The organism is Sessilibacter sp. MAH3, from assembly GCF_054658275.1.
In genome coordinates this window covers 160,201-175,121 of record NZ_BAAGIE010000005.1, presented here as the reverse complement: position 1 = coordinate 175,121, position 14,921 = coordinate 160,201, and the positions used below count along the sequence as shown (strand labels likewise).

Below are 14,921 nucleotides of genomic sequence, written 5' to 3'. Positions count from 1 at the left end.
TGTGAAGAAATTGGAAATCGCATTTTCAATTTCTGTCCTCTGATTAAATCATGGATGAGTTAATCAGAGGTTCCTATTATTAATAAAGTACGCGTCTCTAGATTTCTGAAGGTTCTTAATTAATCAGAGTTTTTAATCTAAGAATGGACGTGGTCCGTAGCAACCATGCACTCTGGGTTTACCAAATGCGGTAGCAGGTTCTTGTAAATTCTTACCGGTAACGTTAAAGAACATGTGAATACTACCGACGATACCCGTTGGCAATCCGGCAAAATTACCGGTAGGTGCAGCACCGTATAGTTGGCCGTCCCAATGATAAAAACCGGCAATAATATTGGTACAAGAAGTTGCACCTACTTCACACGCTCTTGCTAGATCGTAAGCAACATCAAATTCCTTAAATAAACAGCCGTTTTCATCCGAAACAGTAGCGTTAGGAATACCACCTAAAGGCACAACGTAAGTTTGCTCGTTCTCGGTAAGAGGGTCGTACTGACCTAAATCCCAAAAACTGTAAACTGCTTCTGGAAAACCATTGCGCATAGTAATTCGCACGGTAGAGGTGCCATCTTCGTGTGAATCAACGGTTAAAATACCATTGACCGTTTCCCAATCAGCAACAGTGGGAAATTCGTTGGCATCATTAACACGATAGGCAACCGGTCTCTCCATAGCAGTGTCTGGAAAACTGGCTGGAACAGCACGATCTAAAACTGTCTCGAAGGCAAATGCACTGCTGCCAATGTCACCCAATGGCTTATTAACAAGGTCTGGATTAACAACGTTATTTGGGTTAAAGAAATCAATAAAATCCGTTGTTGTCGCAATTAATTCCGAACGATTGGTATGTTCGGTAATAACGCCTGAAGCAGACGCGCCATCAATAAAATAACCAACTTCAATGGAAGGATCGGCCAAAATAGCACTTTTTGGAGCAACTTCAGAGAAATCAGCAATTACATTGCCATTATAGGTATTCACACCGTGAGCAACATGGCCAACAATACGAGTAGTTTCAGCTGTAGCCATTTGAGCTGTAATTGCCGCTATACTAACGCAAATTAATTTTCCGAATTTCATGATTATTTCCCAATGTCCATTTATTTTTAAGTAATTGTCCAAACACAAAAGAACAATAAAGCAACAATAAACGAGCAATTGATTACACAATATACCCATTAAAATGAACATCGAGTTTAATAGTAAATTGTAATTACATTGTTTAATTTGTGCTAGGATCAAAGACTCCGCCGCAATAAACTTTCCTACAATTACGTACAAATAAAGAAATAATCACGAAGATATTATTTCTTTATAAAAATAAAATTTTAAATAAATATCTGAATATTTTCAGAGAAATTAAATTAGAAAAGATAAAAAAATAAGAAGGGAAAGATAGAAAAAATCGAATAAAAAACGCGGGGCAAAACCCCGCGAAATAGGAAAGGACCGAAACACAATACAAAAAAACTAACCTGCTAATTGAGCCTTATTTTCGATAACATGAGAAATAATTGACTCTAAGGTTACAAATACCGTTGGTGGCAATGACTCGATATCAATCGCCAAACCGTATTGTTTCTCTAAATAAACACGCAATTCAGTTTGAGTTAGACTGTCTAAGTTTAACTCATCATCAAGATCAACGAAGTCGATTTGAGAAATCATTAATACATTTTTAAAACCATCACGTAATTCTTTTTCGATTGTTTCTTTTTCAGAACTCATAACACTAAATCCTAAATTATTGATAAACAGCTGATGCGCTCTTCTTACCGGTTGCGGTACGTGGAATTTCATCGACAAAAACGTACTCGGAAGGTATTGCCGACTGCGGTAATTTATCCAATAGTGCTCTACGAACTTCACTAATATCGATATCGATACTGGTTTTAATAAACGCTTTGGCTATTTGTCCGCGAGTTTCACAACGAACACCGCGAACGTTAGCGTCAACAACGCCGTTAATTCGTCGCAACACTGACTCGACCGAAGAAGGGAATATCTTCTCACCATTTTGCACAATCATTTCTTTCGCGCGGGATACAAAGAATAATTCGCCATCAACCACGTTAAATAAATCTTCGGTATGGACCATGTTCTCTTGCCAATCTGGCATAAAGTAACCTTGCTCAACACCGTAGTAATAACCCAACATACGAGTGTCTGTGCGTACTAAAAGCTCGCCGTATTCGCCTTCAATATCGTGATTATCGATAATCAATTCGCAACCTGGTAAGGCTTCGCCTAGGGGTACAATTTCCGAATCGGGAACCACTCGATTATCAAATCGCCACGTGGCCACACGTGGACCAGCTTCCGTTAAGCCATAGGTGCTGTATAGTTCACATTGTGGGAAACGTTGTTGCAATTCGCGAGCAATATGACCAAACATGGCATCACCGCCAAAGGTCATCACACGCAAACTCGGCACGTTCATATTTAATTGCATGGCAAACCAGGGAGTTAGTGATAAAACAGATATTTTCTGCTCATTCGCCCACTCTTCGGTTAAACCCGATGCATTTCCTAAAAATACAAACTTAGCACCAGCGGCCAAACTTCCCATTAAATTAGCAACTAATCCGTAGCTGTAATAAATTGGTAGAAATCCAGCGATAGTGTCAGTACTGCGTAAGCCAATCGCATCAGCGTGTTTTTTAGCGTTTTTCAGTACAGAACTTACATTATGTAAAATGGCTTTTGGCTCCCCGGTAGAACCAGAGCTGAATACCGCAATATTTACATTTGCCATTCTTTCATCTTGATTGGCTAAAGTCCGGCTAAAATGTGGGCAAAAACCAGCGGCAAGTTTACCAGTTTGCAAGCGCTCTACTCGCACGCCTTCACCTAGGCTTGCTTGTAACGCCAATACCGACGGCTTATCACCAAAAAAAGCTCCGATACCAAACTTTTTAATAATACCATCACACTTGGCAATAGGATCGTGAGGATTACCAACAAACACCACACCACCAGCTTTTAAAACAGAAAATAACATAACAACGCTGGCCACGTTGTTACTTAGCCGAACAAGACAGGAGGTTCCTGCTTTAAAGCCTGAGTCGATAAGTTCTTGGCTTGCCGATAAAACTTCTTTTAAAAACTCTTCGCCTGTCACTTCCGATTTTTGATCTGCTAGTACTACACTTTTGATATTTCCGACGGCATCTAAAAATGCTTGAATCGTCATGAATAAGACCTCACCTAGAATTTAGAGTTAAAACCAGAAGTCCCACAAAGCTCTTAATTTATGAATTGGTAAATATTGGCCAATTCACTGTATTGCTCAAATGCCTTAAACGGATCAATTGAAGAAACCCAAGGATAATCTAATAAGTTTGATTGTAATTTCAAAAGCCAGTTATTTTCATTGGCTGGAAATGAAACCATATCTAAAATAGTAATTTCTAATCGCGCTACCTTTGCTTGTTCTTCTTCAGTAAAAAACCAATTGTAGTAACCAGCACCAATGCGAGTATTAAGTGTTTCTCTCTCGATCATGGTAACTAGCCAACGTTGATTTTTTACCGATTTTTTTGAATACAGCTTATTGATATCCGAATCAATGTAGTAGCTTTTTACATCCTTGAATTTATCATGAAACTCGCCAAACATTTCTATCGAAATATTTTTTGCACCAGTAATAATTTCTGGAAAATAAATATTGCTAGGTTTGATATCAAATACAACATCCGCATTTTGACTGAACACAGACTCTAGTACATCTGCCTTGATGTTATCTTTGCCATCCATGTATCGTTCTAATAAAAAACGCGCATCGTTTGCATTCATATCATTTACATCCTAAATAATAATCCGATTAATAATTCTGAATTAAATCCAAATACCATCGTACACTTTTGGATTTGCCCGCAAAATCAACGACTCAACTTCAATGGCAGCTTTAAATGTTAAGCCGTATTTGTTGGGTTCTTTATAATGTTTAAAATCGCGAACTCGGCCTTCCATTTTTACGCGCATAGTCTTGCCTTCACCTTTATCTAAGGCCCAGACGGCAAAATCTAAAACACAACCCGGCGGAATCGGATGACCATAATTGCCTTTAATTTCTTTAAATGCAGTGAAGTCGCCATTTAATGGCCCAGTCATCGCCGAGAACAATAAGGTCGCAATCTGATTGATGTCTTGGGTTAGGTTGGTACCTGGATACATTGCCGCGTCAAAAAAGTGACCCGCAAAGACAGGATCAGAAATTGAAATCCCTCTTACTGCGTGCACCCAGCCTTTTTCGAAATCATGATCAGCAATCCAATCAACGCCTAGCGCCGGATGTGAATGTCGCAAATATTTTTTACACTCAGTGTGGCCGATCATCCCATTACCGTGCCCGCTTAATTCATGAACTATATAATCAAAACTCATTTCTTCGTTCATAGCACAGCCTTTTTCTGGTTACATAATTTAATTAGTCTGCAAGCAACAGTGTCATTTGCGTAAATGCTTTATCGCGCAAAGGAATTAACGCTGCGTATTCCTCACCATAAGCAAAATCTTTAAGACCTTCTTCAGTTTCAAATTGCACAACCATAATGACTTTGGCTTCGAAACTACCGGTTACAGTTTCGGTTGCAACGGAACGTGAAGCGATGGAGCCGCCAAATTTTCCTAAAAGCGCTTTCACGCCAGCGCCATATTCTTCTGCCGCTTCTTTGCCTTCTGGATTGGGATTTGATAAAACAATTAACTTAGTTGCCATGTACGTTTTCCAAAATTTATCGATAATAAAAATGTCGTGCCGCACAAGGCAGCACGACAAAAAACCTTATTTACCGGCGAAAATGCTTCGGTAAGGTGTTTTACAACCGTGAACAGGACGGCCAAATTCGGTCGCAGGCGCTTGTAATAAGTCACCGTTGATTGGCCAAACCATTTGGTTGCCTGCGTATAGACCCGCTGGCGCGTTTGCAAAAGTACCCGCAGGTGATGCACCATAAGCTTGACCATCAAAGTGATAGAAGCCTGCTACATAACTGGTACAAGATTCCGCACCACTTTTACATTCACGAGTTAAATCGTAAGGAAGAATAACTTCACGGAATACACAGCCTTCGGCGTCGGTACGAACAACGTTAGGAATACCACCTAAAGGTACTGCGTAACCGGCTTCATTCTCAGATAACGGGAAATTCGAACCTACATCCCATAAAGTAAATACTGCATTGGGGAATGCATCGCGTAGCGTAACGCGTACTGTGGTTGTGCCATCATCATTTACCACTGCTGTTAACACACCACGTGCGGCTTCCCACTCTGCAACGGTAGGAGCTTCATTAACACCTGCAGAGCGATAAACGGTTGGGTTACCGCTGATGGTTTCAAATGATGGTGGTACGATACGATCATCAACTGCGGTAAAACCAAAGAAGTTGCTGCCGATTTGATCTAAAGGTACGTTCAGTAGAGATAAATCAATTTCGCCGCCTGGATTAAAGAAATCTAAAAAGTCGCGGGTAGTTGCAACTGGCAAAGAACGATCAGTATCCGCGGTAATCACACCACCATCAGTACCTTCCGGTGCTCCTTCAATGAAAACACCAATTTCGCGTGGAGCTTCAAATAACCACTCAACGCCTGGAGAAGTATTCGAATAGTCCGCAATTAACTCGCCGTTATAAACGTTAATACCGTGAGAAATATAACCTGGAAATACTTGGACTTTTTTATCAGCAAATGCAGCTGACGCAACAACCAAGCTCAGCGCAGTAACTCCCGTTTTTACGAATTTCATTTTTTGCTCCTACTTCCTTTTAATTAAAATCTAAGAATATTTTTCAGCGTGGATAATTTCCACCTCCAACTGAGCCGAAACCTTATACGAAAGACTTAATAAGGGGTAACCCCAAATAATCGAACTTAGAGTTACGTTTTTTTGAACACAATCTTAAACACTCTATAAATTAGATTTAATTATTTTTTTCAAACGAAAAAGGCAAAAAAACGCACCGAAAAAAACAGCCTATAAATTTAAAAATTAAAATATCTGTAACATTAGGGTCGAACTTAAACAAAAACCAACACCTTAAGATTTATTAAAAATCTCACCTTGCTCACCAAATACTAGGCTTTCTTACAGGAAAAAAATCATCGGCTTCAAAAAAGCAATCAAAACAAGAACATCCGTGGTGCATTTAAAGATTTAACTGCACCAAATAATATTTACACAGCAAAGATATTAAGTATTTTTCTCAACAACTTGTCACGAATAAATAACAGAAAAGTCAAAATATAAATTGGGCCAAATTAAGACAGTCAATCTTAAAAAGCACCAAAATAGGAAGATTAGAAAGATCTGGTAGAGATCGATAAAATGATGAAGATCAATTTTTTTAAAAAAATATTCTCAGAAGTATTTATTCTTCAAAACATGAACCATACCTCAGAAGAAAATCAAATAATTCGCGATTACATGAAATTACTCAAAATATCCATTACACACGATTTCAAATCTAAACAGACCCACTCTTACAATAAAAACAAATAATACCGTTTTTTAGAATATTACTAATTGGCGAATTAAAGACAGAACAATTGGCCTTCGATATATCGGAAATCGAACATTTTTGCATTTCTTATTTTTAACAATCGTTACTGAATAATTTAATACGCTTAACCTATTAGTAGGGAGGCGACGAAATTTTCAAACAAGTATCGAAACCGTAACCAATCTTTAACAAAAACCGGAATAAATTATACGAAAAACTCGCCAATCGACGATTTACCGAAAAAACTCTGAATAAATTATGGAAGGTTCATCGGAGCTCTCTAACCCCTCATTTAGAGAGAAGCTCAGATGTAATGACGTAACAGAATAGCTAGAGGTAGATTTTAAATTTGAACAATTGATGAGCGCCACTCAAGATCTAGCGATATCTAGAGCTCACTCTCATCAATCGATCATTAGATGAGGCGTATTATTAACGTTTAAATAACGTATTGTTTTTTTTGCGGAATAATTTCCGCGATTTTATTCTCAACACTATCGATAAATGTTTTAATTTTATTCGGCACCTTGCCGTGATAAGGATGCACTGCATAGATAGGCCATTGAGTGCACTTTAAATCGGGCAATATCCGAACTAATCGTCCTTCATTTAAAGCATTTATGACGTAAATATCTGGCAAGATAGCGATTCCCATACCCAGCTCGACCATTTTAAAGGCAGCAGGTAAAGTGTTCGCTCTCATATCTTGAGGGAAGTCAAATATCTCAACATCACTATTACACGAGTGCACAAAACTGTATTGTGGCTTTATTTGCTGCCAGCCAGTTGCAATCCATTTGTGTTTATAGAGATCTTCGACACAATTGATTGGGTCGTGTCGCTCAAGATATTGAGGCGATGCACACAAAACGTCGTTAATGGTGCCGATATTTCTCGCACGATAATTACTATCGCTGAGTTTGCCAATGTGAATTGAGATATCAATATTATTTTTAATGAGGTCCAGCGGTTTGTCATCCGTAATTATACACGGCTGAATATTAGGAAACTGTTCACAAAAACTTTGTATAACAGGAATAACAACGTGCTGTTCTAGCGAATGCGGCGCTGTAACTGTAAGCGGCCCTTTGGGCTGATGATCGATTTCTTGTAACTCATTAAACGACTCAACTAAATGCGTGTTTATTAAATTACAGTATGAAAATAGACGCTCTCCGGCCTCGGTCAATTGAATACCACGTGTAGAACGATTCAACAACTGCACTTGCAACCGCTCTTCTAAACTTGTGATATGAAGGCTAGCGCCGGATTTTTTTAATCCAAGTTTTTTGGCTCCTTCAGTAAATGAGCCTTGTTTGGCAACCTCTAAGAAAATAATAAGTCTAGGTAGGTCTTTTAAATCGTACATAAAACTAATAAAAACCCCGAAAAGGTAATGCCAAATTTAAGCTCGCAAATACGAATTACGCGAACACTAATAGACGTACCAACATGAATTACATCAAATTAGGCTACCTAAAAATCCACCGTTTAAAGAGAGTGAGATTAGGTCTTTTAGATCATCAAGAGTATTATGCCTTGTTAAACGCTCGGTCAAAATAGTAAAGAAATCGCGATAATAATACAACCACGCAATTTGGTGCAGATATTATAGATTTTTGTTCTAAACAAAACTGTTAATTCATCCGTTCTTTGACAGGTATTGATAAGACAGTTCGGATTGTTGTTCTTAGTCAAATTCTAGCTGCTATTATCCTAGCCACTATTAATAAATGGTGTTTCTAATAAGCGCTTGGCTTGACACGTCGGCTTGCATATTTTGGTTACTACTTGCATATTTCGGTTACTAATAGTACGGAAGCGTTTCGGCTCGCAGATGGTGTTAAAGCTAATCACAAAAGCAAAGAATTAGCACTTAACGCTTTAGTCACAGCCACTGAAAATAGCGAACACGTCAAAATTAAAAAATGATCTCAATATTTACAAGCTATCTGCGTAAATAATATTTTTAATCCGACTAAAAATCTTGCAATAAATTTTAGTTTATCGCCCTTTAACCAACCAACTAATTGGTAGATTGGTCAGCTAATTTCGATAGCAACAGAATTAACGTGTCGAAGATCGGAATAATGGGTGCTTGATTGGATAAAATCACGGAATCTAAAAATACGCGTCTGAATTTCATAATAATTTTATTCACATGTAACCGTTGAAACTGTCGACACATCTTCTCGTTGCGAGAAAAACTCTAGGAACCTCTGATTAACTCATCCTTGATTTAATCAGAGGGACACATCCTTGTGTTGCGAGAAACTCTAGTTTAATTAGAGTTTCCTTATTATTAACGTTGTTCAATCTTTAAGATTGACGTGTTAATAGTCGATCAGTTTACTGGGCAACACGCAAAAAAAACGGGCTTTAGTAGCCCGTTTAATTATCCGATAATTTGAGAGAATTCGTACATTCTTAGTTTATTGAAGCGCTAAGCCAATTGCGTTTCACCGGAAGTTTCTGGTCTTTTTGCAATTTTAATGTTGAAGACTGCGAAAATAATGCTCATCAGTGGGCTGATGATGCAGAAAAATGCGTACATGAAATAATCACCGGTCGCGACATTGAGTACACCGGCGTGATAAGCTCCGCAAGTATTCCAGGGAATAAGCACAGACGTTACCGTACCGGAGTCTTCTAGGGTGCGGCTTAAGTTTTCGGGGGCAAGGCCTCGCTCACGGAAACTGTCGGCATACATACGACCGGGAAGCAATACCGCGAGATATTGATCAGACGCCGATAAGTTCGTTACAACACAGGTTCCGGTGACTGCGGTTACCAATCCGCTGACCGATCGCACACGACTCACCAAAGCGGTGGTGATGGACTTAAGAAAGCCACTACTTTCCATTACGCCACCAAATGTCATGGCCGCAATAATCAACCATACGGTACCTAACATGCCGTGCATACCTTTAGAACGCAGTAATTCATCGAGAATTTCATTGCCCGTTTCGATGCTCACTTGCCCGTACAACGCTTGCATAATTCCGATATAGTGGAGATAACCTTCAGCACCGTAAGCAAGACCCGCATTGCGAATCGCCTCTTCTTGGAAGATAAACGCAAACACAGCGCCTAACACGGTACCTGCTAACAAAGCTGGCAAGGCGGGAATTTTTTTAATAATCATCACCAATACCGCCACCGGCACCAACATTAGCCAAGGTGTAATATTAAATTTAGCGTCTAATAAGGTGATAATTTCGTTGATAGCTTGATCGTCTAGCTGGTTGGCATTGCCAAAACCCAAAATGCCAAATAAAAGCAGTGTGATTAATATAGAGGGAACGGTTGTTAGCATAAGGTAGCGTATGTGCGTAAAAAGCTCGCTACCAGCTGAAGCCGACGCTAGGTTAGTAGTATCAGAAAGTGGTGACAATTTATCACCGAAGTAAGCGCCAGATAAAATAGCGCCGGCAATCAAACCGGGATTAAGTCCTAACACTTGACCAATGCCCATCAGGGCAATCCCAATCGTCGCTGAAGTAGTCCAAGAGCTACCGGTGAACACCGAAACAATCGAGCAAATTACGCAAGCCGCTAACAAGAAGATGTCTGGTGTTAGGATATGCAACCCGTAATAGATCATGGTTGGAATAATACCACTGATCAACCATGTTCCCGATAAGGCGCCGACCATAAGCAAGATAAGTATCGCGGGGGTCGCGAGCTTTATGCCTTTTACAATCCCATTCTCTAGATGTTTCCAGGTGATGCCAATGGAAATGGCTAATAATGCTGCCATCGCCGCACAGGCAATCAAAATCATCTGATTTGAGCCACTGACAGCATCATCACCAAAGATATAAACATTGATTGCAAGCAGGGCAATCAAAATCACAATGGGAACGATGGAAATACCCACGCTGGGATTCTTACTCATAACGATACCTAAATTACTTTGGCTAGATTTCTACTGACGCATTCAAGGTTTACTTGGCTTTAATTTAAACCTCAAAAACCCGAATGCGCAGACAAAAAATCTTGAAACATACAAAATCCAATTAGAGTATGCCAACTTTTGTTGACGCGTCTCAAGTTAAACGAACGATGCCGCAGCGCCCCCAATCTGGGACGATCGTAGAAATCGGAATCTCGCGAGTATATAAATAGTGAAACGTGGCTTGTTATCAGGAGCTTGTTATCAGGGAAAGAAGGCCCGAGGTGCATCGGGCCCAAAAAAGAAAATATTATCGGGGAAGTAACTGAAAGTCGTAGATGGAGCCCAAATTGAGCAACTGGGTTAACTCATCCAAAGCGCGACGAGATTCATACACCAATTCAGGATCGGCCAAATCAGCCGGAGCCAACTCATCCCGATAATGCTTTTCTACCCAGCCAGTTAATGTTTCGTACAAACCATCATCCATAAAGACATTGGCAGAACATTTTTCTATTTGCTGACACGACATGACCACCCGAAGCCGCAAACAAGCAGGGCCACCGCCGTTGCGCATGCTTTGTTTTAAATCCAGAAAGATCACCTCGTCTATGGCCGGATGATCCTCCACCAACCAGTGCAAATAATCGGCAACATTGCGCATGTGTTTACATTCTGCGGGCGCGATAATGGTGTGATTTTTTCGACCGGGAGGCGTAATCAACTGTGTATTAAACAAATAGGAGTTCACAGCATCATGAATAGAAATTAACGCACTGGGAACTTCAATAAACTGAAGTCCGGATGCATCTGGCAAAGCATCTCTTTTCAAAGCACTGTTGAGCTGCGCAAGAACATCGTCGGTATTTAAAAAAGCTTGCTCGTGATAAAACAACAAATTGCGATTACCAACGGCAATAACGTCGTTATGAAAGACACCGGCATCAATCGCCGCAGGGTTTTGCTGCGCAATAACATATTTATGCGGGCAGAGATTGTGTTGCCGAACAATAGCTTCGCAGGATTCTTTGGTTTGACGGGCCGGAAATTGCGTAGGTTTTGGTTGCGACTTATCAAAAGCGTGAGCGCCGTAAACAAAAAACTCTACACCAACTTCGGCGTATTCACGACAAAAACGCGTGTGGTTAGCAGCACCTTCATCGGAAAAAAAACTACCAGCCGGTAACGGATTATGATGCACATAATCATCACCGCGAAAAATCGCCTTTAAAATTCGCGCCGTGGTTTCAGGCTCGATAGATCGGTGAAACATGCTCGATAAATTCGCAGGCGTAAAATGCGTTTTACCATCAACCGTATCGGGAAACGGAGAAACCGTAGCCGCATTAGCAACCCACATATTCGACGCAGAACTAACCGCTGATAATAAATAAGGTGCTGTATTTAACGTGTTGGCAATAATGTCAGATTCAGTATCACCGGCAATACCGAGCTTTTTTAACGTTGGAATATGAGGACGTTCATGGGGCGGCAGTACCGCTTGCATTAACCCTAAATCCGACAACGCCTTCATTTTTTCAAGCCCTTGCAAAGCAGCTTGCTTGGGTGATGCTATTAAACCTGCGTTATTGTTAGAGGCTAAATTACCGCGAGATAATCCTGCATAATTATGGGTTGGGCCAACAAGGCCATCGAAATTAACTTCAAATACTTGAGATGTCATAAACTTACTCCCGATAATAGTTTTTCCGGTAATTCGAGTGTTTCGTCCAACATAGAAGCAACAGGATAAGCGCAATAATCTGCTGCATAATAAGCACTGGGACGATGATTACCACTATCGCCAATTCCACCAAAAGGTGCGGCACCACTGGCACCGGTTAAAGGGCGATTCCAGTTAACAATGCCCGCCCGAATACGTGGGTAAAAATAATTCCACGCGTCTTTATTATCGGTAAAAATACCAGCCGACAAACCAAAGCGTGTTTTATTGGCAACACGTACAGCGTCTTCTAAATTGTCTACCCAAATAACTTGCAACATAGGACCAAAATATTCTTCGTCGGGGAGATTCTCTACCGATGTCACATCCACTATGGATGGAGAAATTAACGCGCTGGTTTCATCGAGTAAGGTCGCACCTAATAAAATGTTTGCGCCTTTATTTTTTAAATCTTCTTGAACATCAATCATACGTTGAGCAGTGGCTCGATTAATAACCGGCCCCATAAAACAATCTTGGCCGGAGCCAATGCGCAAGTTTTTACTTACACTAATTAAACGCTCAAGAATTTTTTCGTTGATGGATTTTGACGCATTTTGTCGAGTTAAAATTAAACGTCGAGAACAGGTACAACGTTGCCCCGCAGTCATAAAGCTCGATTGAATAATATTAAATACGGCTGCATCTACCGAACTGACTTGATCGATAATTAATGGATTATTACCACCCATTTCTAAAGCAAGAATTTTTTCCGGTTTTAAAGCAAACGATCGTGTTAAATGATGACCTACCGCAGAGCTGCCGGTAAAAAATAAACCATCAATACCATCGTGTTCAGAAATCGCTTTACCGGTATTCACACCTCCGTGCAATAAACTCAATACACCGCTTGGCAAACCACACTCTTGCCAAAGCCTAACCATTACTTCTGCAGTTGCAGGAGTTTGCTCGGAAGGTTTAAAAATAACGGCATTTCCAGCAATTAATGCCGGAACAATATGTCCATTAGCAAGATGTCCAGGAAAGTTGAAGGGACCAAAGACCGCAACAACACCGTGTGGCCGATGTTCAAGTCGAGTAATTACAACACCGTTTTCCGATTGTTTTGAACCGGTTCGTTCTTGGTAAGACTTAATCGACAGGTCAACCTTACCAATCATGGTCGCCACTTCGGTTTTGCTTTCCCACAGAGGTTTACCCGTCTCAAGAGTAATTACCTCCGCCACATACTCACTATTTTCTTTTAATTTTTCTGCGTACAAACGGCAAAATTGAATGCGCTCTTGCACATCCAGCAAAGACCAGGTTTCAAATGCTGTTCGCGCATGTTGCAGTGCTTGATCAACATCATCAATCGTTGCGCTCTTTCCCTGCCAATAAACATCGCCAGAAACCGGGTTGTGTGTGGTAAATACGTCACCTTGCCCGTCTCGCCATTCGTTGTTAATAACGCACTGCGTTTTAAAAGAATTGTTTAAATAAGTGACTCCTTGCTCGCTGCTGATATGTGCGAAAACAGGATTTGTCATAATTACACCTGCTCATCTGAGCGTTTAAATTTAATCGCGCAATGGCAATACAGAAACCTCTGATTGCAATTCAACCTCTAGCATTTGTAATGCTTTTTCTGAGAGAACAATGGAGTTTTCATCCAATCGTTCGACTTGTGCTAATACCGCTTTAAAACTACCGAATTGTTTGTTGCTAACAATGCAATTATAGGCTTCGTCAGCACCAGAAAAACTATCTACGACTCTATAATCTTGCGTTTGCAAAACGGATTTAATTCGATCTTTGTATGACTGAACAACAGGCCCGGCATCAAAAATATCGACGACGCGTTGATATTGAAAACCTTCTTTTTCTAGTAAACGCATGGCTGCCAAAGAATCTTTATTAGGCTTGCCAATCACCGCAACCGCCTCTTGCGACAACAATTCTAAATACACCGGAAAACGTGGCATTAAATCGGAAATAAACTGTGAACCGTTAACCGCACTGATGAAATCAGCTTTAAAATACGGCATATCAAAGAATTGTCGGCCAAGGCTGTCCCAAAACGGAGACTCACCTTCAGAATTTAGCCAGCCTCTGATTTCTGCAAAAACCACGTTTCCAAATAAAGATTCAAACTCTCGTAAAAACATGAAGCGCGATCGCGATAAAAATTGTCCAACCTTAGCTTTGCGGTGCGATTCTTTTAAAAACAACGATACCAGTTCGGTTTCGCCGGTAAAATCATTGCACAAGTTCAGCGTATTACTGTTTACGGTAATGTCTAACTCTTTCGATTTAGACACATGACGCGATAATTTATAATTATAAAAAGGACGGTTTAAACCAACACCTGCGTGCATACCACAGGTGCCAACAATTTCTTGAATGTCTGGATCTTCGAGTACAAAAAAATAAATTGCCTCATGCATTTTAGTCTCACGAGAAGAGAAACTACTTTCAACCAGCGCTAGCTTTTTTTCCCATGTGCTTTGATCAAATGGCATTGAAGTCATACCACCGGGAATGGATTCAGACAGCTGTAGAAGAGCAGGCAGATCTGCATGAGTGGCTGAGCGTAAAATCATAAAAATTCTTTCTCTACTGAGGTTTAAAGGTATTGCCTAATTATGAATAATAGGAGACAGCTTAAACGCGTTGTTCATCATATTTCTTTAAGAACACAAGCTTTTTTGCCTTCGACGAACTAACTATGCTTACATAAACATCAATAATGCCGGTACCTATTGCCAACCTCTACCAAAACAGATGCGAAAATCCAAATCTTTAAGCATCTAATTTTGCCTACAAAACATCCACGCCCAAATTGATCGTCAAAGCC

The 14,921-nt window shown here is 40.3% G+C and carries 12 protein-coding genes; all 12 read right to left on the bottom strand.

The window, feature by feature from the left end; all coding sequences use genetic code 11:
• Positions 1 to 132 precede the first annotated feature (132 nt).
• The 12 genes from ACYQ2C_RS05085 to ACYQ2C_RS05030 all read right to left on the bottom strand — a co-directional run bounded on the left by ACYQ2C_RS05085 (position 133) and on the right by ACYQ2C_RS05030 (position 14,667).
• A complete protein-coding gene (locus ACYQ2C_RS05085; RefSeq protein ID WP_460050360.1) occupies positions 133 to 1,080 on the bottom strand; it encodes a hypothetical protein in 948 nt (315 codons plus the stop codon).
• Positions 1,081 to 1,470: 390 nt separating this feature from the next.
• Positions 1,471 to 1,728, bottom strand: coding sequence for an acyl carrier protein (locus ACYQ2C_RS05080; RefSeq protein WP_460050362.1), 258 nt, complete (start codon positions 1,726 to 1,728; stop codon positions 1,471 to 1,473).
• A 16-nt stretch (positions 1,729 to 1,744) separates the two neighbouring features.
• Entirely contained in the window at positions 1,745 to 3,193 is a 1,449-nt protein-coding gene (locus ACYQ2C_RS05075) for a class I adenylate-forming enzyme family protein (RefSeq protein ID WP_460100383.1), read from the bottom strand.
• A gap of 53 nt (positions 3,194 to 3,246) precedes the next feature.
• Positions 3,247 to 3,795: a hypothetical protein gene (locus ACYQ2C_RS05070; RefSeq protein ID WP_460050366.1), complete on the bottom strand. Its 549-nt coding sequence runs from the start codon at positions 3,793 to 3,795 to the stop codon at positions 3,247 to 3,249.
• A 42-nt stretch (positions 3,796 to 3,837) separates the two neighbouring features.
• Positions 3,838 to 4,398: a hypothetical protein gene (locus tag ACYQ2C_RS05065; protein ID WP_460050368.1), complete on the bottom strand. Its 561-nt coding sequence runs from the start codon at positions 4,396 to 4,398 to the stop codon at positions 3,838 to 3,840.
• 31 nt (positions 4,399 to 4,429) lie between these two features.
• Entirely contained in the window at positions 4,430 to 4,720 is a 291-nt protein-coding gene (locus ACYQ2C_RS05060; protein ID WP_460050370.1) for a DUF1330 domain-containing protein, read from the bottom strand.
• 66 nt (positions 4,721 to 4,786) lie between these two features.
• The gene (locus ACYQ2C_RS05055) at positions 4,787 to 5,752 is read right to left on the bottom strand and encodes a hypothetical protein (RefSeq protein ID WP_460050372.1); all 966 of its coding nucleotides are present in this window, start codon (positions 5,750 to 5,752) and stop codon (positions 4,787 to 4,789) included.
• A gap of 1,193 nt (positions 5,753 to 6,945) precedes the next feature.
• On the bottom strand, positions 6,946 to 7,875 hold the full coding sequence (locus tag ACYQ2C_RS05050) for a LysR family transcriptional regulator (protein WP_460100378.1): 930 nt from the start codon (positions 7,873 to 7,875) through the stop codon (positions 6,946 to 6,948).
• Between the two features lie 1,074 nt (positions 7,876 to 8,949).
• The gene (nhaC, locus tag ACYQ2C_RS05045; RefSeq protein ID WP_460100375.1) at positions 8,950 to 10,404 is read right to left on the bottom strand and encodes a Na+/H+ antiporter NhaC; all 1,455 of its coding nucleotides are present in this window, start codon (positions 10,402 to 10,404) and stop codon (positions 8,950 to 8,952) included.
• Between the two features lie 307 nt (positions 10,405 to 10,711).
• A complete protein-coding gene (gene astB / locus ACYQ2C_RS05040) occupies positions 10,712 to 12,085 on the bottom strand; it encodes an N-succinylarginine dihydrolase (protein WP_460100372.1) in 1,374 nt (457 codons plus the stop codon).
• Positions 12,082 to 13,614, bottom strand: coding sequence for a succinylglutamate-semialdehyde dehydrogenase (gene astD, locus ACYQ2C_RS05035; protein ID WP_460100369.1), 1,533 nt, complete (start codon positions 13,612 to 13,614; stop codon positions 12,082 to 12,084). The genes astB and astD overlap by 4 nt, the downstream gene beginning before the upstream one ends.
• Before the next feature lie 30 nt (positions 13,615 to 13,644).
• A complete protein-coding gene (locus ACYQ2C_RS05030) occupies positions 13,645 to 14,667 on the bottom strand; it encodes an arginine N-succinyltransferase (RefSeq protein WP_460100366.1) in 1,023 nt (340 codons plus the stop codon).
• Positions 14,668 to 14,921 lie beyond the last annotated feature (254 nt).